General features: G+C 68.0%; 22 protein-coding genes. 17 read left to right on the forward strand and 5 right to left on the reverse strand.

Features of this window, described 5'->3' with window-relative positions; genetic code table 11:
• Nucleotides 1-7 precede the first annotated feature (7 nt).
• Nucleotides 8-793: a methyltransferase domain-containing protein gene (locus KIT25_00355; GenBank protein UYN95432.1), complete on the reverse strand. Its 786-nt coding sequence runs from the start codon at nucleotides 791-793 to the stop codon at nucleotides 8-10.
• Nucleotides 794-850: 57 nt separating this feature from the next.
• Here KIT25_00355 and gloB point away from each other — a divergent pair, with 57 nt between their 5' ends.
• Nucleotides 851-1627, forward strand: a complete 777-nt coding sequence (gloB, locus tag KIT25_00360; protein UYN95433.1) for a hydroxyacylglutathione hydrolase — start codon at nucleotides 851-853, stop codon at nucleotides 1625-1627.
• Between the two features lie 138 nt (nucleotides 1628-1765).
• On the opposite strand, the gene KIT25_00365 is transcribed toward gloB, so the two are convergent.
• Together KIT25_00365 and KIT25_00370 are read right to left on the reverse strand one after the other, a co-directional pair.
• Entirely contained in the window at nucleotides 1766-2902 is a 1137-nt protein-coding gene (locus KIT25_00365; GenBank protein UYN95434.1) for an MFS transporter, read from the reverse strand.
• Nucleotides 2899-3852 (reverse strand): alpha/beta hydrolase, encoded by a 954-nt coding sequence (locus KIT25_00370; protein ID UYN95435.1) that lies wholly within the window; start codon nucleotides 3850-3852, stop codon nucleotides 2899-2901. Before KIT25_00370 ends, KIT25_00365 begins: the two co-directional genes overlap by 4 nt.
• 130 nt (nucleotides 3853-3982) lie before the next feature.
• Here KIT25_00370 and KIT25_00375 point away from each other — a divergent pair, with 130 nt between their 5' ends.
• The 6 genes from KIT25_00375 to KIT25_00400 all read left to right on the forward strand — a co-directional run bounded on the left by KIT25_00375 (nucleotide 3983) and on the right by KIT25_00400 (nucleotide 9329).
• Entirely contained in the window at nucleotides 3983-5008 is a 1026-nt protein-coding gene (locus KIT25_00375) for a DUF2333 family protein (protein UYN95436.1), read from the forward strand.
• Between the two features lie 8 nt (nucleotides 5009-5016).
• On the forward strand, nucleotides 5017-5943 hold the full coding sequence (locus KIT25_00380; protein ID UYN95437.1) for a sulfite exporter TauE/SafE family protein: 927 nt from the start codon (nucleotides 5017-5019) through the stop codon (nucleotides 5941-5943).
• Nucleotides 5940-6779 (forward strand): TIGR02186 family protein, encoded by an 840-nt coding sequence (locus KIT25_00385; protein UYN95438.1) that lies wholly within the window; start codon nucleotides 5940-5942, stop codon nucleotides 6777-6779. The genes KIT25_00380 and KIT25_00385 overlap by 4 nt, the downstream gene beginning before the upstream one ends.
• A gap of 19 nt (nucleotides 6780-6798) precedes the next feature.
• Nucleotides 6799-7284, forward strand: a complete 486-nt coding sequence (locus KIT25_00390) for a universal stress protein (GenBank protein ID UYN95439.1) — start codon at nucleotides 6799-6801, stop codon at nucleotides 7282-7284.
• Between the two features lie 289 nt (nucleotides 7285-7573).
• Nucleotides 7574-8125 (forward strand): NifU family protein, encoded by a 552-nt coding sequence (locus KIT25_00395; GenBank protein UYN95440.1) that lies wholly within the window; start codon nucleotides 7574-7576, stop codon nucleotides 8123-8125.
• Nucleotides 8126-8288: 163 nt separating this feature from the next.
• Nucleotides 8289-9329 carry a glucosaminidase domain-containing protein gene (locus KIT25_00400; GenBank protein UYN95441.1) on the forward strand — a complete coding sequence of 347 codons (1041 nt, stop codon included), beginning with the start codon at nucleotides 8289-8291 and terminating at the stop codon, nucleotides 9327-9329.
• Here KIT25_00400 and ddpX read toward each other — a convergent pair.
• On the reverse strand, nucleotides 9291-9848 hold the full coding sequence (gene ddpX, locus KIT25_00405; protein UYN95442.1) for a D-alanyl-D-alanine dipeptidase: 558 nt from the start codon (nucleotides 9846-9848) through the stop codon (nucleotides 9291-9293). The two genes, KIT25_00400 and ddpX, sit on opposite strands and share 39 nt — an antisense overlap.
• 9 nt (nucleotides 9849-9857) lie before the next feature.
• On the opposite strand from ddpX, the gene tsaB reads away from it, so the two are divergent.
• Together tsaB and rimI are read left to right on the forward strand one after the other, a co-directional pair.
• A complete protein-coding gene (tsaB, locus tag KIT25_00410) occupies nucleotides 9858-10556 on the forward strand; it encodes a tRNA (adenosine(37)-N6)-threonylcarbamoyltransferase complex dimerization subunit type 1 TsaB (protein UYN95443.1) in 699 nt (232 codons plus the stop codon).
• 7 nt (nucleotides 10557-10563) lie between these two features.
• On the forward strand, nucleotides 10564-11028 hold the full coding sequence (gene rimI / locus KIT25_00415) for a ribosomal protein S18-alanine N-acetyltransferase (GenBank protein UYN95444.1): 465 nt from the start codon (nucleotides 10564-10566) through the stop codon (nucleotides 11026-11028).
• Between the two features lie 3 nt (nucleotides 11029-11031).
• Here the strand turns inward: rimI and KIT25_00420 are convergent, their stop codons facing one another.
• Complete coding sequence (locus KIT25_00420; GenBank protein UYN95445.1) at nucleotides 11032-11265, reverse strand: sulfurtransferase TusA family protein; 234 nt, start codon at nucleotides 11263-11265, stop codon at nucleotides 11032-11034.
• Between the two features lie 46 nt (nucleotides 11266-11311).
• Here KIT25_00420 and KIT25_00425 point away from each other — a divergent pair, with 46 nt between their 5' ends.
• The 8 genes from KIT25_00425 (at nucleotide 11312) to KIT25_00460 (ending at nucleotide 18080) form a co-directional block, all read left to right on the forward strand.
• The gene (locus KIT25_00425; GenBank protein ID UYN95446.1) at nucleotides 11312-11749 is read left to right on the forward strand and encodes a transcriptional repressor; all 438 of its coding nucleotides are present in this window, start codon (nucleotides 11312-11314) and stop codon (nucleotides 11747-11749) included.
• A gap of 65 nt (nucleotides 11750-11814) precedes the next feature.
• Nucleotides 11815-12657 carry a GNAT family N-acetyltransferase gene (locus KIT25_00430; protein ID UYN95447.1) on the forward strand — a complete coding sequence of 281 codons (843 nt, stop codon included), beginning with the start codon at nucleotides 11815-11817 and terminating at the stop codon, nucleotides 12655-12657.
• 23 nt (nucleotides 12658-12680) lie between these two features.
• Nucleotides 12681-13499, forward strand: coding sequence for a 1-acyl-sn-glycerol-3-phosphate acyltransferase (locus KIT25_00435; GenBank protein UYN95448.1), 819 nt, complete (start codon nucleotides 12681-12683; stop codon nucleotides 13497-13499).
• Nucleotide 13500: 1 nt separating this feature from the next.
• Nucleotides 13501-14268, forward strand: a complete 768-nt coding sequence (locus KIT25_00440; protein ID UYN95449.1) for an enoyl-CoA hydratase/isomerase family protein — start codon at nucleotides 13501-13503, stop codon at nucleotides 14266-14268.
• A gap of 39 nt (nucleotides 14269-14307) precedes the next feature.
• Nucleotides 14308-15729 carry a tRNA (N6-isopentenyl adenosine(37)-C2)-methylthiotransferase MiaB gene (miaB, locus tag KIT25_00445; GenBank protein UYN95450.1) on the forward strand — a complete coding sequence of 474 codons (1422 nt, stop codon included), beginning with the start codon at nucleotides 14308-14310 and terminating at the stop codon, nucleotides 15727-15729.
• A 47-nt stretch (nucleotides 15730-15776) separates the two neighbouring features.
• The gene (locus KIT25_00450) at nucleotides 15777-16715 is read left to right on the forward strand and encodes a PhoH family protein (GenBank protein ID UYN97780.1); all 939 of its coding nucleotides are present in this window, start codon (nucleotides 15777-15779) and stop codon (nucleotides 16713-16715) included.
• Nucleotides 16675-17133, forward strand: coding sequence for an rRNA maturation RNase YbeY (ybeY, locus tag KIT25_00455; GenBank protein ID UYN95451.1), 459 nt, complete (start codon nucleotides 16675-16677; stop codon nucleotides 17131-17133). The genes KIT25_00450 and ybeY overlap by 41 nt, the downstream gene beginning before the upstream one ends.
• Nucleotides 17134-17144: 11 nt before the next feature.
• Entirely contained in the window at nucleotides 17145-18080 is a 936-nt protein-coding gene (locus KIT25_00460; GenBank protein ID UYN95452.1) for an NAD(P)-dependent oxidoreductase, read from the forward strand.
• Nucleotides 18081-18082: the final 2 nt, after the last annotated feature.

The raw sequence follows: 18082 nt of genomic DNA on the forward strand, positions 1-18082 counted from the left end.
ACCCGGATCAGGATGCCGGCGCCTCGCCGTCCCCGCGCTTGCGCGCGGCGCCGGGCAGCTGGTTGCCGTCGCGCGAGCTGGCGATGCGCAGACGCGGCCGCACCACGGCAATCTCTGGCGCGCTGCGTTCGGCGATGCCGGCATAGAGCTGCTTGCCCGCCTCGATGACGTTGACGCCGGCGAAGCGGCCGAGCCAGCGCCTTCCGAAGCGTTCGACCGCCGGTGCCATGCGCAGCATCATCCGCGAGCGCGTCGGCGGCATGTAGAGCGCGCGCATCTGGCACATCGGCGCGAACATGTTGGCGCGCAGTAGGCCGGCGAGCTGCGACGCCGAGTAGGGATGGCCGTGATAGAAGGGCGAGCGGTCGAGCTGCGACCAGAGGCCGGCACGCGCCGGCGCCACCACGACGAGCTTGCCGCCATCGGCCATGACCCGCCAGATCTCGCGCAGGAACGGCCTCACCTGCTCGGTGCACTCGATCGCGTGGACGAGCAACACCCGGTCGATCGAGCGGTCGGCGAGTGGCAGGTCGACCTCCTCGACGAAGGCCGTCTTGCTCATGCCCTCGCGCGGCCAGCGCGTCACGCCCTGCGGCGCCGGCATGAAGGCCATGACGCGGTCGGCCTCCTCCATGAAGGGCCGCAGGAAGGGCGTGGCGTAGCCCAGCCCCAGCACGCGCTCGCCGCGCACGTTCGGCCAAACCTCGCGCAGCCGCGCGCGCAACAGCCGCACAGCCGTCTGACCCAGCGTACTGCGGTAGAATTCGTTGAGGTCGAGGACGTCGGTCCACATATGGCAATGTTAGCAGAAACCCGCCCCCGGTGTTACGGTCCCCCTGAAGGAAGCCCCATGAGCACCATCCTGGAAATCGTCCGCATCCCCGTTCTCAGCGACAATTACGTTTGGCTGATGCGTGAGCCGCAGAGCGGTGCGGTCGGCGTAGTCGATCCGGCCGTGGCAGCGCCGGTGCTGGCCGAGGCCGAAAAGCGGCGCTGGAAGATCACGCACATCCTGAACACCCACCATCACGGCGACCATGTCGGCGGCAACCGCGAGATCAAGGCGGCTACCGGCTGCATCATCGTCGGCCCGCGGCGCGACAAGGCGCGCATCCCCGGCATCGACGTCGAGGTCGACGATGGCGAGCGCTACCGCTTCGGCGAGGCCGAGGCGGAGATCTTCTTCATCCCCGGACACACTTCCGGCCACATCGCCTACGCCTTCCGCGAGCAGCGCGCGCTGTTCTGCGGCGACACCATCTTCGCGCTGGGCTGCGGCAGGATGTTCGAGGGCACGCCGCAGCAATTCTGGACCTCGCTGAGCCGCCTGCGCGCGCTGCCCGACGACATGCGCGTCTACTGCGCGCATGAATACACCCAATCCAATGCCCGCTTCGCCGTCACCATCGAGACCGACAACAAGCAGCTGATGGCGCGCTCGGCCAGCATCGACGCCGCCCGCGCCCGCGGCGAAGCGACGGTGCCCTCGCTGCTCGGCGAGGAGAAGCAGACCAACCCCTTCCTGCGCGCCGACCAGCCGGGCGTGCAGAAGGCCGTTGGGATGGCCGGCGCCGACCCGGTTGCGGTGTTCGCCGAGGTGCGCCATCGCAAGGACGTGTTCCGGTGACGAGCCGCGTGTGAGGCGAGCCCCATGCGGTTTGTACAATTTAGTCCAAATTTTCCGGCATTTCGAGTCGTAACACATTGACGGAAAACGCGGGTGTTTGCATAGTAAATGTACTACATGAACAAGCCCAGAGTTCGTTCAGGCAACCGTTTTCCGGTGCAGGCATGAGATCACGCCGGCCGCCATCATCGCCGCCAGCGCGCCGAACAACCAGTCCTGCGACAGGTTGAGGAACAGCCAGGGTGCGGTCAGGGGACCCACCGCCGCGCCGAAATCCCGCCAGGTCGAGTAGGAGGCCTGAGAGCTCAGGTAGGCCGCCGAGGCGCGCTCCATCACCATGACCGGGATCAGGGTGTTGAACAGTCCGCGCGCCAGCACGATCACGATGCTGCCGATCAGGTCGATCCGGCAGGAGATGAGAGTGTAGCCCAGGACGAGGGCAGCGCCGGTGGCGACGGCGACAGGCCGCGCGCCGAAGCGGTCGCTCATCCAGCCTCCCACCGGCCCGCCGCCCGCCTCGACGGCGCAGCGCAATGCCAGCACCAGGCACGTCGCCACGATCGGTTCGACCGACGTCACCGAGTCCTTGAGCAGGAAAGCGAGCGTGAGCAGGAAAACGCCGTCGCCCGAGAAGCCGAGCAGGAAACCCCAGATCTCCAGCCGGTGCGGTCGGGGCAGGCGGAAGCCGCGCTGTCCCGAAGGCTCGCGCGGCAAGGTCGGCAGCACCGCGGCCGCGACTATGGCGAGCGTCGTCAACGCGCCCAGAATCAGGAACACGTGGCGGGGACCGACCGCCAGGACCAGGAGCGCGCCGCCGACGAAGCAACTCGTCTGGGCGAGCCCGATGATGGCGCGACTCGTTCCCACTCGCTTGCCGGCATTGGCGCGGTCGGCGATGGCGTAGGCGAGAGAGCCGAGATTGAGCGCTGCGAACGAGATGCCCCACAGGATGCGGGCGGCGATCTGAACTGCCGCGCCGCCATCGAGGCCATAACAGGTCGTCGATATCACCGACCCGATCGCCGCGCCGATCATGAGCTTGCGCGCGCCGACGCGTTCGCCGAGATGGGCCATCGCCGAATTGGCGATCAGGCGGGTCCAGCGATTGAGCGACAACAACAGGCCGACCATGGCGAGGCTGAGGCCGAGCTCGACATGGTAGAGCGGCAGGACGGCGTAGATCAGCGTGTCGCCCAGCAGGCCGACTCCGATCACCGCCCCCGACAGCGCTACGGTGCGGCGCGAGGCGATCGGCGACGGGACGGCCGCGCTCACAGCGCGCGCAGCACCAGCGCTTCTCTGAGCGCGGCGGCGGCGAGGCTGGTGCCGCGCCTCGCGCCGTGCAGCAGCATCGGCGAGGAGAGGAAACCGTGCAGCATGCCGCCGAACTCCACGAGGTCGGCGAGCGTGCCTTCCTGCTGCAGGCGGAAGGCGTAGGCGCGGCCTTCGTCGCGGAGCGTGTCATAGCCCGCCGTGATCACCAGCGCGGGCGGCAGATTGGCGAGCGACGTGGCGCGCAGCGGCGAGATGCGCCAGTCGGCACGCGCGCTCTTGTCGGGCGTGTAGTGGTCGAAGAACCATTCCATGGTGGGTGCATCGAGCCCGTAGCCGGTGTGAAAGGCGCGGTAGGAGTCCGAGCGCGCCACCGCATCGGTCACCGGGTAGCAGAGGAGCTGCAGGCGGAGCTTGGGGCCGTCGTGATCGCGTGCCCAGAGTGCCACCGCGGCCGAGAGATTGCCGCCGGCGCTGTCGCCGCCGATCGCGAGCTTGGTCGCGTCGATGCCGACCGAGGCGCCGTTGTTCGCCACCCATTGCAGCGCCGCCACGACGTCGTCGAAGGCACCGGGGAAGCGCGCCTCGGGTGCCAGGCGGTAGTCGACGGCGAACACGGCGATGCCCGCCTCGAGGGCGAGCTGGGCGGCCAGCACGTCGTGGCTGTCGAGATTGCCGAACACCCAGCCGCCGCCGTGGGCGAACACCAGCGCCGGCAGCTTCTCGCCCTCGGGCCGGTCGGACGGACGATAGAGCCGCACCGGGATCTCACCGGCAGGACCGGGAATGGTGCGGTCGACGACCGCCACGTCCTTCGGTCGCGGCCCCTGCGCGTTGGGACGCAGCGAGAGATAAAGGTCGCGCGCCGCCTTGGGCGTCAGCGTGTTCCAGGCCGGTCGGTTGGCCGCCGCCATCAGATCGAGGAGTCGTCGGGATTCGGGATCGAGTGCCATGGGCACACTGTAGCACTCCGCCGTCGGTGACCAACGGGTGTGTCATCTCGAGCGCAGCGAGGGACCTTTCTGAACCGGCAAAGGTCCCTCGGCCTTCGGCCTCGGGATGACACCGTGCTACTGTCCATCCATGACATTCGATCCGGACGAGGGCGCGGGGCCGTCGGTGCGGCCGCCATGGTGGCGCAGGATTCGCGTTCCGCACTTCGGTCGCGCGGGCGCGCCCGCCCCGTCGCGCGGCAAGGTCGCGACGGCCTGGAGCTGGGGCTGGAAAGTCGTCGTCGTGCTGCTGCTGCTCTACTATCCAGTGGGCGCGATGGTGGTCGAGAATATCGACGACGATCCCCAATTCGGCCCGCGCAACGTGGCACCGGGCGAAAGCTACGCCGTGGCGACGATGGCGGACCTCATCACGCGCGAGGTCGACGTCAACACCTGGACGCCGATGCAGCCGTTCTTCATGCCGGCCGGAATCCTCGACAACATGCCCAACTTCCAGCGCGGCATCGTCGCTGCGCTCGGCCGCTTCTCGACCGAGCTGATGGACCAGATCGGCCGCACCCGCGGCTCGAGCCAGGTCGATCGCGACCTCGAGCAGGCGCGCGGCTTCCTCAACGAGCAGCCCAATCTCTGGATCTGGCAGCCCAGCGTCTCGCTGCTGCCGACCACGACCTCGGCGCAGAAATATCGCGCCGGCCGCGACCGGCTGATTGCCTACAACAAACGCCTGGCCTCGGGACAGGCGGTGTTCGAGCGTCGCGCCGACAATCTGCAGGCCCTGATCGACCGCATCGCCAACGACCACGGCTCCGACTCGGCGGTCATCGACCAGCAGATCGTCGAACGCGCCGGCGACTTGTTCGACGGCCGCTGCGACGACATCTTCTATTTCAACAAGGGTCGGCTCTACGCCAACTACCTGCTGCTGCGCGAACTCGGGCGCGATTTCGAGGCGGTGATCCGCGACCGCGGGCTCGGCAACGCCTGGAACGGCATGGTCGAGACCTTCCGTGTCGCCTCGGCACTCGATCCGTGGGTGGTGTGGAACGGCTGGCCGGATGCGCTGCTGATCCCCAATCACCTCGCGGCGCAGGGCTTCTACCTGCTACGCGCGCGCACCCAGCTACGCGAAATCAGCTCGATCCTGCTGAAATAGGACGCGAAGTGGAGATCTACCTACCCATCGCCGAGCAGTCGATGAACATCTTCGTGCTGCTGGGGCTGGGCGCGGCGGCCGGCCTGCTGGCCGGCATGTTCGGCGTCGGCGGCGGCTTCCTGGCGACGCCGCTCCTGATTTTCGTCGGCATCCCGCCCGCCGTCGCCGTCGCCAGCCAGGCCAACCAGGTGGTGTCCAACTCGATCTCCTCGCTGCAGGTGCAGTGGCGGCGCGGCAACGTCGACCTGCGCATGGGGCTGGTGCTGTTGCTGGGCGGCATGATCGGCTCGTCGGCCGGCGTCAGCCTCTTCACCTACCTCAAGAAGATCGGCCAGATCGACTTCGTCATCGCCGTGCTCTACGTGGTCATGCTGTCGGCCATCGGCTTGCTGATGATGGTCGAGAGCCTGCGCACCTGGCTCAGTCGCCGACGCAACCCCGAGGCGCCGCGCGGCAAGTTGCACCAGCATTATCTGGTGCATCGCCTGCCGCTCAAGCTGCGCTTCTACAAGTCCAAGCTCTACATCAGTGCGTTGCTGCCGCTGGGACTTGGCTTCCTGATCGGCATCTTGTCGGCGATCCTCGGCGTGGGCGGCGGCTTCGTGCTCGTGCCGGCCATGATCTACCTGTTGGGGATGCCGACCAGCGTCGTGATCGGCACCTCCAACTTCCAGATCCTGTTCGTCGCCGCCAACGTCACCTTCCTGCAGGCCGCCACCAACGGCACGGTCGACGTCGTGCTGGCGCTGCTGCTGATCCTGGGTGGCGTGGTTGGCGCGCCCATCGGCGCGCGGGTGGCGGCCAAGCTGCCGGGCGTGGCGCTGCGCGGGCTGATGGCGGTCCTGATCCTGGGCGTGGCGGTCGAGCTGCTCACCGAATTGCTGCGCACGCCGGCGTCGCCCTATTCGCTCGGCGAGAGGGAGGTGCTGCCGTGATCCGGGCTGCCGCCGCGCTCTCGGTCGTCCTCGCGGCCGTGTTCGGCGTCGTGCTCGCTACGGGCGCGGCGCTGGGGCAGGCGCGCGGTCCGATCGCCGAGCCGCCAGGCGCCGTTCTCCCCGGCCTGCCGCCGTCCGTTCCGATCACGCCCGCGACGCCCGACCTCATCGTCGATTTCAGCCAGCCCCGGGTCGCCATCACCGAGGCCTTCCAGGGCGCCAGGATTCTGCTGTTCGGCATGTTCGATCCGCCGGGCGAAGTGGTGGTGGTGGTTCAGGGCCCGGCGGCGCGCGAGACCGTGTTGCGCAAGCAGCGCGTGCTCGGCCTGTGGCTCAACACGGGCCGGCAAGCCTTCGACGAAGTCCCGGCCTACTATTTCATCGCCGCCAGCCAGCCGCTGCAGCGCCTGCTGGCCCGCGGCGTGGGAGGCGAGATCCTGTCGCTCGAAGACCGTATGTCGACGGTGCGCTCGGTCGGCGCGCGGCCGCAGGACGAGATGTCCCGGTTTCGCAGCGGCCTCGTCGAGGTCAAGCGGCGAGAGGGGCTCTATCCCGCCGCCATCGGCCAGGTGACCGTACAGGCCAACCGCCTGTTCCGGGTCGAATTGCCGTTTCCGTCTCGGCTGCCCGAAGGCATCTACGAGGTGCGGACCTACCTGCTGCGCGACGGCAAGATCGTCGCGGCGGTCTCCCGCCCCCTGCCGGTCGGCAAGGTCGGGTTCAGTGCCCAGCTCGCCGGCTGGGCGAGCCACGACGGTGCGCTCTACGGGCTGGGCGCCATCCTGATGGCGCTGCTGGTCGGGTGGATCGGCGGCGCCGTGATGCGACGACTCTAGGAACGGGAGGACATCCACCATGAGCGAACAAGCTGTGGCGAGCGGCGAACGCGTCTTCCTGGTGGTGGTCGACGAGAGCCCGGAGCTGCGCAATGCCCTGCGCTATGCTTGCCGGCGCGCCAAGCGCACGGGCGGACGGGTCGCCATGCTTTTCGTGACCGAGCCGCCCGAGGGGCAGCAATGGGGTGCCGTCGTCGACCTGATGCGGCAGGAGGCCCGCCAGCATGCGGAAGAAGTGGTGGCGCGCTACGCCGAGGTCGCGTCGTCGCTCACCGGCCATCCGCCAGCCATCTATATCCGCGAGGGCAAGAGCCGGGAGGAGTTGCTGAAGCTCATCGCCGAGGACCGCTCGATCTCCGTCCTCGTGCTGGGATCGGCCTCGGGCAGCGAGGGGCCGGGGCCCTTGGTGACGGCGCTCACCGGCAAGTTCGGCGGCCAGCTGCGCGTGCCCCTCACCATCGTCCCGGGCGCCCTCAACGAGGCCGAGATCGACGCCATTTCATGACCCGTGCACCGACAGGGTGCGGCGCTTTTTCAAAGAGATGTGGGGGAACCGCGCTTTGCATCGTGCTCTGCGAATTCGTCTCTGACCCGCCGAATCTGCCGTAAACTGTTCCCACTAAGCTCATATAACTGTATATTCCATAATATCTATACAGAGCGACACAAAAATCGTCTTGATCGACTCGACGCCGGTTCCTACCTGAATTCCCGCTTCAGGGGACGGCGACGTCCCGTTCCGAACTTCGAGAGGGCTCGCCCGCTTTGGCGCAGCTCCGACCAAGGAGGCAGGTTTGTTCATCCAGACCGAGCAGACGCCCAATCCATCGACCCTGAAGTTCCTGCCCGGCCGGGTGGTGATGGAGAGGGGCACGCTGGATTTCGCCGGACCCGACACCGCGCATACCTCGCCGTTGGCCCGGCGCCTGTTCTCGATCGAGGGTGTCGAACGGGTGTTCTTCGGCGCCGACTTCGTCACCGTGACCAAATCTGCCGATCGCGACTGGCAGGTGCTGAAGCCCTCCATTCTGGGCGGCATCATGGAGCACTACACATCCGGCGAGCCCGTCGTGGCCGCTGGCGAAGGCAGTGCCGAAGCCGAGGCGGATGACGACGACGAGGTCGTCGCGCAGATCAAAGAGTTGCTCGAAACGCGCGTGCGTCCGGCGGTGGCCCAGGACGGCGGCGATATCGTGTTCCAGGACTTCCGTGACGGCGTGGTCTACCTGCACATGCAGGGCTCCTGCTCGGGCTGTCCCAGCTCGACCGCCACGCTGAAGATGGGAATCGAGAATCTTCTGAAGCACTACGTGCCGGAAGTCGTGGAGGTACAGGCCGCCCAGTAGGCGGCCTGACGCTCAAGCGTAATGCGTGGGTGTAGCGTCGCGGCCCTCGTGGCCGCGCACGGCGGGACGTTTCGTTCGAGCAACCAGACCAGGATCGAGTTTGCCGATTTCGACTGTCATCGATAGCGGACGTAGATACGCTTTTCCGACCACCCTGACGCTCATGCTCGCGGCCGGCGTGAGCCTGCACGAGCCGGCCGCACCGGTCGACATCGCCGAGTTCTTTACGCTGAGGGCCGAGGCGTCGCCGTCGCTCGATCCCGAACCGCCGGCGCTGGTGTTCGTCGCCGACGACATCCTGCCGGTGCCCGAAGCGATATTGCAGGTCAACTCAAGCGTGCAGGGGCATGGCCGATTCGCCGCGCCGGGCAACGCGGCGCGGCGCGTCAAGCTGCGCGCCATCAATCCCGTCACAGCCGACGAACTCGCGGGCTTCTTCCGCGAGGTTTCCTACACCCTCACCGACGTGCGGCTGGGCGAAGCGGTTCCGCCCATCAAGGTCGAGCGCGTGCCGGCCGATCTCGTCAACAAGGAAGGCAACGAGCGCAAGACGCTTTTCATCACCGCCCTGCTGCCGGTTGTGCTCGAGGCCAATCAACGGGTGATCGAGGACCGTGAACACCTGCTCGACCTGCGCTCCAAGCTGGATTCGGGCTACGGCCTCCTGCCGTTCGAGACGATCTGGCTCGAGCAACTCGCCGAGCGCTACCAGGTCTCTGCCGACCAGCTCGACGAGCTCCTCAATCGCGTCGACATCGTGCCGCCGTCGATGGCCATCGCGCAGGCCGGCGTCGAATCGGGCTGGGGCACGTCCTTCGCCGCCCGCATGGGCAACGCGTTGTTCGGGCAGATTCAGTCGATCGGCCATCATGCCGTGAAGGTGCCATGGAAGCCCGGCCCGGCCATGCCGCAGCCGTTCGAGAGCGTAGGCGAGGCGGCCGCAGCCTACGTGTACAACCTCAATACGCATGCCGCCTATGCCGGCTTCCGGGCCGAACGCGCAGCGATGCGCGAGCTGGGCAAGTCGCCCGACGGTTACCGCCTGATCGGCACGCTGCTGCGCTACTCGGAACTCGGCCAGGAATATGTTCGCTTCGTACGGCGGATCATGCGCGAGAACAGCCTGGCGGATTTCGACGACGCGAGGCTCTCGGACGTCGAGGTGCTACATCATCCGACGTGGCAGATCACCGTCGCTCACTAGCGGGAAGCGCCGCGCGTCGAACAGCTGATAGTGCCACCATTCGTTGCCGTAGAAATCCCAGCCCGCGGTCGTCATCAGTCCCATCAGCAGCAGGCGATTGCGCTGAGCCTCGACGGAAACGTCGGTTCGGCCGTGATGGGACAGCGGCGTGAAGGCATCGAAGGCGGTGCCCATGTCGAGTTCGCGGCCGCTGCCGTCGACCAGCGTGAGATCGACCGCGACGCCGCGCGAATGCGGCGAGCCTCGCCTCGGATCGGCGAGGAAATCGGGGTCGGGCCGCGCGTTCCACAGCGCCCATTGCGCCTCCACCGGCCGCAGGCCGTCGAAGATCTTCAGGCGATAGCCGAGCGGCCGCGCGTGCGCGACGGCGGCGCGCAACTTGTCCGCCGCCTCGCGATGCAGCCAGCATTCGGCGTTCCGGTACACCGGTTTGCCCGTTAGATTGGCATCCGTCGCATAGGCCAGCGCCACATCGACGTCGAAGTCGGGTGGCCGGATCGCAACCAGATCGAGTACCATGACCGCACAATGCCGAGCCGATCGCCGCCGCGCCAGCCGCGCATGAGCCTGGTGCTGGCGTTCGACTGCGCGATCGCCGGACTGCACGTCGCGGTGGCGCGCGACGGCGTCTGCCTCGCGCGCCACCGCGAAGCGGGGCGGGACCAGGCCGCCACGCTGCTGCCCGCCGTCGTCACGGCGTTGCACGAGGCCGGCGTGGCGCGCGACACCCTCGCGATGATCGCCGTCACGGTCGGCCCCGGCAGCTTCACCGGCGTGCGCGTCGGGCTGGCGGCGGCGCGCGGCCTCGCCGCCGGCCTCGGCGTACCGCTGGCGGGTGTCGCCACGACGCGGCTCCTTCTCGCGCAGGCGCCGTCCACCGAGCGTTTCGTCATCGCCGCGATCGACAGCCGCCTCGGCGACTGGTTCGTCGCCGCGCAGGACGATCCGCACCGGCCGTTCGTGGCGACGTCGGACGACGTGGCGGGCCGCCTCGCCGGGCGCCCCGGCCTGATCGTCGGCCCGCAGGCGGGTGCACTCGCGTCCCGACTCGCCGATGCGCAGGCGCACGAGGTCGATTGCGACCCGATGGTGCTCGCCGCGCTGGCCGAGGCCGAGGGCGCCGAGACCTGGCGCGCGCGCAACCGCGCCGACGGCCTGCCGCGGCCGCTCTATCTTCGCGGTGTGAACATCACGCTGCCCGATGGCGCTCGCCAGACCGTGGAGTGAATCCGCGATGTCCCTGGTGCTGCGGCCGCTGGGTGATCGCGATCTCGACCTTGCTGAACGCCTGCATCGACAGGCATTCGAGCCAATGGGCGAGCGCGGCTGGGCGCGCGGCGACTTCGCCGGGCTGCTGGCGACGCCTGGCGTGAGTGGATTCGTGGCGATGGAGGACGGCGAGGCGACGGGTTTCGTGTTGGCGAGGCTCGCTGCGGACGAGGCGGAACTACTGACGCTCGCCGTCGATCCCCGCTGGCGCCGCCGCGGCGCCGGACGCGCGTTGCTCGACGCCGTCCTCGCTTGGGTGCGGGCCGCCGGGGTGCGCACGCTCTATCTCGAGGTTGGTGCCGACAACCTCGCGGCACAACACCTCTATCGCCGGAGGGGCTTTGCCGATGCGGGTCGGCGGCCTGGCTACTATCGGCGCGGCGATGCGCCGCCCGCCGACGCCGTCGTGATGCGATTCGCTCTCAGCTGACGCTCAACCCCGGCGGATCGTCACGATATGGTCATCGCCCTGCGCTTCAATACCCAAAATGATGTGGCCCTCCTCGCGCGCCGCTTTCGGCACGTTGCGCAACGGCTCGACGCCGCGCAGGCGAACCTTCAACACATCGCCCGACTGCATGCGCTCGAGCCTGAGCTTGGTGCGCACGAACGTCATCGGGCACACTTCCGCGGTGATGTCGATTTCCTGGTGTGGGGCCATGGACATGTCCCCAACTATACCGCTTTCGCCAGCCGGTGTAGGGTGGCGCGGCATGCCCGACCAGAAATCCAAACTCGAAATGCTGTGCGCCGAGCGCGGCCTGAAGATGACCGAGCAGCGTCGAGTCATCGCGCGGGTCCTGTCGGAATCGTCGGATCATCCCGATGTCGAGGCATTGCACAGGCGCGCCACGGCGATCGATTCCAACATCTCGATCGCCACCGTGTATCGCACGGTGCGGCTGTTCGAGGAGGCGGGCATTCTCGCCAAGCACGATTTCGGCGATGGCCGGGCGCGCTACGAGGAAACACCCGACGAGCACCACGACCATCTGATCGACATGCAGAGCGGCAAGGTCGTGGAATTCCACAACGCCGAAATCGAGGAACTGCAGCGCAAGATCGCCGAGAAGGCCGGCTATCGCCTGGTCGGCCATCGGCTCGAGTTGTACGGCATACCGTTGACCGGCAAATCCGATCGCCAAAAATGAGTGGACGCCACCGGCGCCAACCCGATAATGGGCGAATGATCGGGGCGGCCCCCTGCGGATGAATCATGCGCATAGACCGCGCTGACAGCGAAGCCGAACTGCTTGGCCCTCCCGTCTCCAATCGGGAGATCGTCAAGGTTGTCGCCGGCGACTTCGAGGTTCGATTGGCCGCGACGGCGGCCGAGATCGATGCCGCCCAGGCTTTGCGCTATCGCGTGTTCTACGAGGAGATGAAGGCGCAGCCGTCGCCGGAAGTGGCGGCGCGTCAGCGCGACTTCGACGCCTTCGACGACGTGTGCGACCATCTTCTGGTTCTCGATCGCCGTCGCGGCGAGGGCCCGGAGGGAATCGTCGGCACCTATCGCCTGATCCGTCGCGCCGCCGCGGCGCGGATGGGCCGTTTCTATTCGTCCGCCGAGTACGACATCCGGAAGATGATTGACTACCCCGGCGAGGTACTCGAACTCGGTCGTTCCTGCATTGCCAAGGATGCGCGCAACACCGCGACAATGCAGATGCTGTGGCGCGGCATCGCGCTCTATGCCTACCATTACAATATCAAGGTGATGTTCGGCTGCGCCAGTCTGCCGGGCACCGATCCGGCCCAGCACGCCCAGGCATTGAGCTACCTTCATCACCATCATCTCGCGCCGCCCGAGATCCGCGTGCGCGCCCTCGACCACCGCTACGTCAAGATGGATGTGCTCGAGCGCGGCAGCTACGACGAGCGCAGGGCGATGGCGCGCGTGCCGCCGCTCATCAAGGGCTACCTGCGGCTCGGCGGCTTCGTCGGCGACGGTGCCGTGATCGACTCCGAGTTCAACACGACGGATGTTTTCATCATCGTCAAGACCGAGCTGGTGACGGAGAAGTACATCCGCCACTACGAACGCGGAATGCACGAGTAGGCTTCGGGCCGTATCTTCGCACGATGTGGATCGGGTCTCCCCTGCGCGGCGCCTTCCGGCTGCTGAGCTATTTGCTGCTCACCGTGGTCATGGTGCCGGTCTACCTTGCGCTGCTGCCGCTGCGCATCACGCCGATCGTGCGCTGGATGCCGGTCGTCTACCACCGGATCGTCTGCGTCATCCTCGGCATCCGGGTGCGCGTGAACGGCAAGCCGTCGGTGGTCACGCCGACGCTGTTCGTCTGCAACCACGTCTCCTATCTCGACATCGAGGTGATGGGCGGGCTGGTGCCGGGCAGCTTCGTCGCCAAGGCGGAGGTCGCGACCTGGCCGTTCTTCTCGACACTCGCCAAGGCGCAGCGCACGATCTTCGTCGAGCGTAGCTCGGGCCGCGCCAGCGCCAGCCGGGACGAGATGATGCGGCGACTCGATACCGGCGACAACCTGCTGCTCTTCCCCGAGGGGACCAGCAGCGACGGTACGCGCGTGCTGCCGTTCCGCAGCGCGCTGTTCGGCGTCGCCCAGCTCAGGCGCGACGGCAAGCCGATCGTCGTGCAGTCGGTGTCGATCGCCTACACGCGCCTCGACGGCATCCCGCTCGGCCGCTACTGGCGGCCGCTGTTCGCCTGGTTCGGCGACCTCGATCTGGTGCCGCACCTTTGGCAGATGGTGTGCCTGGGCGAGACCGAGGCGGTCATCACGTTCTTCCCACCCGTCGACATCGACCAGCTCGGCGACCGCAAGAAGCTCGCCGAGTATTGTTTCCGGCAGGTGTCGTCGGGTGTGCAGGCCGCCAATTCCGGGCGGCCGGAATTGCTGCCCCCACCGGCGAGGGCAGCCTGACGTGATCCGCGCCTCCGTCGCACGCCACGTCGGCTGGGTCGAGTTCGACCGGCCGCCGGTCAACGCCTTCACGCGCGAGATGGTCGACCGCACGCACGACGCCATCGCCGCGTGCCTTGCCGATCCGGATGTGCGTGTCCTGGTGCTGGCCAGCGCCGTGACGGGCTATTTCAGCGCCGGCGCCGACCTTCACGCCTTCCGCGGCATGAAGGGCGACGGCATGCGTGCCTGGGCGCTGCGCTGCCACGACATCGTCCGCCTGCTGCGCCATTCGCCCAAGCCGTTGCTGGCGGCGATCCACGGCACGGCCGTCGGCGGCGGGCTGGAGATGACGCTGCACTGCGACCAGCGCTTCGCCGCCGCCGATGCCCAGCTCGGCCAGCCCGAGATCAAGCTCGGCTTCATTCCGCCGATCGCCACGACACAGGCTCTGGCACGGCTGATCGGCCGGCCGCGGGCAATCCGCTATCTCTATGACGGCGGCCTCGTTCCGGCGGCCGAGGCGTTGCAATGGGGCCTGGTCGACGAGTTGGTGGAGCCTGCCGGCCTGCGTGCGCGGGTCCAGGCCTACGGCGAGGAACTCGCCGCCAAGTCGCCTGAGGCGCTCGCCGCCATCCGGCGTACGGTGACCTTGGGGGGTGGCATGACCTTCGAGGAAGGGCTGGCCTACGAGCTGGAGGCGGTGGCTGGCCTGGCCGACGGCGCGGACTTCGCCGAGGGCGTAGAGGCCTTCCTGGCCAAGCGGCCGCCGGTCTGGCGCCGGTCGTGAGACGGTGATAAAACCGCGCCGTTCCAGCAACGAGGATAGATGAGCAATGCCCCGATGACCGGGCAGCGCAAGCGCGTGTTCATCCGCACCTACGGGTGCCAGATGAACGTCTACGACTCCGACCGCATGACCGACGTCCTGCGGCCCCTCGGCTATGCGCTGGCGGATCGCCCGGAGCAGGCCGATCTCGTCGTGCTGAACACCTGCCACATCCGCGAGCATGCCTCGGAGAAGGTCTATTCCGAGCTCGGTCGCCTGCGCAACGAGAAGCAGGCGCGCCGCGCCGCGGGCCGCGACCTCACCATCGCCGTGGCCGGCTGCGTCGCCCAGGCCGAAGGCGAGGAGATCGTGAAGCGCCAGCCCGCCGTCGACATCGTCGTCGGCCCGCAGGCCTATCATCGCCTGCCCCAGCTCTTGGCCGAGGCCGAGCGCAAGGCGGCGCTGCGCCGCGCCGGCAAGCGTTTGCCGGGCGCCGGCGTGCTCGACACCGAGTTTCCCGCCGAGAGCAAGTTCGACCATCTCCCGGCGCCGGCCGGAATCCGGGCCGGCTCGGCGTTCCTGTCGATCCAGGAGGGTTGCGACAAGTTCTGCACCTTCTGTGTCGTGCCCTACACGCGCGGCGCCGAGTATTCGCGGCCGGCGGCGGCGGTGCTGACGGAGGCGCGCCATCTCGTGGCCGCCGGCGCTCTCGAGATCACGCTGCTCGGCCAGAACGTCAACGCCTACCACGGAGAGGCGCCGCCGGGTTCCGTCGGTGGATCGATCTGGTCGCTGGCGCGTTTGATTCGCGAGTTGGCCGACATCGATGGCTTGATGCGCATCCGCTACACCACCTCCCACCCGCGCGACATGGACGGCGAGCTGATCGCCGCCCACGGCGAGGTGCCGCAGCTCATGCCCTATCTGCACCTGCCAGTGCAGTCGGGCTCGGACCGCATTCTCGAGGCGATGAATCGCGGGCATGGCCGCGACCTCTTCCGCCGCCTCGTCGACCGCCTGCGCGCAGTCCGCCCTGATCTCGCCCTGTCGTCTGACTTCATTGTCGGCTTTCCCGGCGAGAGCGATGCCGATTTCGACGACACGATGCGCCTGGTCGAGGAGGTCGGTTTTGCCGCGGCCTTCTCGTTCAAGTACAGCCGCCGCCCCGGCACTCCGGGCGCGGCGCTGCCGGACCAGCTGCCCGAGATCGTGAAGTCGGCGCGGCTGGCGGCATTGCAGGCGTTGCTCGGGCGCCAAGCCCGGGCGTTCAACGACTCCAAGGTCGGGCAAACGGTGCCGGTCCTGTTCGCCGAAGCCGGACGCAAGCCCGGCCAGGTGGTCGGCAAGACACCTTGGCTGCAATCGGTCTATGCCGACGGCACGCCTCGGTTTATCGGCCGCATCGTCGAGACGCGGCTGGTCGAGGGCCACGCCAACAGCCTGGCGGGCGAGATCGTGTCTGCACTCGAGGCGGCGGCGTGAGCGACGCAGGTACCGGGGTCGCGGGCCGCCCGACCGACGTGCGCCGCATGACGTTCGACGACAACGCGCTCACGGCGGCGCTCTACGGCAATCACGACCGCAACCTGGTGCGCCTGGAACAACTCGCCAACGTGCAGCTCGGCGCGCGCGGCAACCAGCTCGCGATTTCCGGGACGCCGGACGACGCCGCGATCGCACACAAGGCGATCGCCAGCCTCTACGAGCGGCTGAAGCGCGGGCTGTCGGTCGAGGCCGCCGATGTCGATGCCGCCGTGCGGTTCGCGCGGAGCGGCGCCGAGAGCGGCGACGGCGAGGGCATCCGCACCCGCCGCCGCACCGTGCAGGCGCGCTCACCCGGCCAGCGCGGCTACCTGCAGGCGCTGCGCGAACGCGACATGGTGTTCGCCCTGGGGCCGGCCGGCAGCGGCAAGACCTATCTCGCCGTCGCCATGGGCGTGTCGCTGCTGCTGGCCGGCAAGGTCGAACGCATCGTGCTGTCGCGGCCTGCCGTCGAGGCCGGCGAGCGGCTGGGCTTCCTGCCCGGCGACATGAAGGAGAAGATCGATCCCTATCTGCGGCCGCTCTACGACGCGCTGCACGACATGCTGCCGGCGGAGCAGATCGCCAATCGGCTCGAATCGGGCGAGATCGAGATCGCGCCACTCGCCTTCATGCGCGGGCGCACGCTGGCACACTGCTTCGTCATCCTGGACGAAGCGCAGAACACGACGCCGATGCAGATGCGCATGTTCCTGACGCGGCTCGGCGAGGGCTCGCGCATGGTGATCACCGGCGATCCCAGCCAGACCGATCTGCCAGGCGGGCAGCGATCGGGGCTGCTCGACGCGGTCGACACGCTGAAGAACGTCGAGGGCGTGCGCTTCGTTCGGCTTTCTTCGCAGGACGTGGTGCGGCACGATCTGGTGACTCGCATCGTCGAGGCCTATGACCTACGCGACAAAAAGACCAAGCCCGACGCGCGTTGACGTCGTCGTGCTCGACAGCAGATGGCTCGAGGCCGTGCCCGATGTCGAGCGCATCGTGCGCAAGGCGGCGCGAACGGCCGCTGGCCGCGGCAAGGTGTCGTTGACCGTGGCCCTGGCCGACGACCGGCGCGTGCAGCTCCTGAACGCCCGCGACCGCCGGAAAAACAAGCCGACCAACGTGCTGTCCTATCCGTCGGGCGAACGCGTCTTCCTGGGCGACATCGTGCTGGCGCGCCAAACCGTGCTGCGCGAGGCGCGCCAGCAGAAGAAGACGCCGCGGGCGCATGTCAGCCATCTCGTGGTGCACGGCACCTTGCATCTGCTGGGCTATGATCATGAGGAGAATGGGGAAGCCGAGCGCATGGAGGCGCTGGAGCGGCGCATCCTCGCGAGGATGGGGATCGCCGACCCCTACTAGGGAGGAAAGCAATGCGTGTGGGATTCATTGGCCTTGGCATGATGGGCTCGGGCATCTCGGCCAACCTGAAGAAGGCCGGCCACGAGATGGTGGTACACGACGCGCGCCGGCAGGCGGCCGAGAAGATCTGCGCGGCGGGCGCCGAATGGGCCGACACGCCACGCCAGGTGGCCGCGGCGACGGAGATCGTCTTCACATCGCTGCCCGGGCCGCCGCAGTTCGAAGCCGTTGTGAAAGGGCAGGATGGCGTGCTCGCCGGCATGCAACGTGGTCAACCGCTGTTCGACCTCTCGACGAACTCGCCCAACCTGGTGCGTGCGTTGGCGCCGCAGTTCGCCGAGCGCAGCGCGTTCCTGCTCGACAGTCCGGTGAGCGGTGGGCCGGCGGGTGCCGCCTCGGGCAAGATGGCGATCTGGGTCGGCGGCGACGAAGCGGTGTTCAAGCGCTACCGCCCCGTGCTCGACGGCGCCGGCGACCAGGTCGCCTATATCGGTCCGATCGGCGCTGCGTCGGTCGCCAAGCTGGTGCATAATCTCAGCGGCTACATGATTCAGACGGCGCTTGCCGAAGCCTTCACCATGGGCGTGAAGGCCGGGGTCGATCCGTTGACCTTGTGGAAGGCCGTGCGCAACGGCGTCACCGGCCGTCGCCGCACCTTCGACGGGCTCGCCGAGCACTTCCTGCCCGACATCTACGATCCGGCGCGCTTTGCGCTCAAGCTCGCGCACAAGGACGTGTCGCTCGCCACCCAGGTCGGGCGCGAGCTGGGCGTACCGATGCGGCTGGCCAACCTCACGCTCGAGGAGATGACCGAGGCGCTGGCCCGCGGCTGGGAAACCCGCGATTCACGCTCGTCCATGATCCTGCAGAAGGAGCGGGCAGGGGTGACGATCAAGGAGGATCCCGCCGACATCACCGCCGTCCTGCGCGAGGGCGGTAACGCCTGACG

Source organism: Enhydrobacter sp., assembly GCA_025808875.1.
In the GTDB taxonomy this organism is placed as follows: domain Bacteria; phylum Pseudomonadota; class Alphaproteobacteria; order Reyranellales; family Reyranellaceae; genus Reyranella.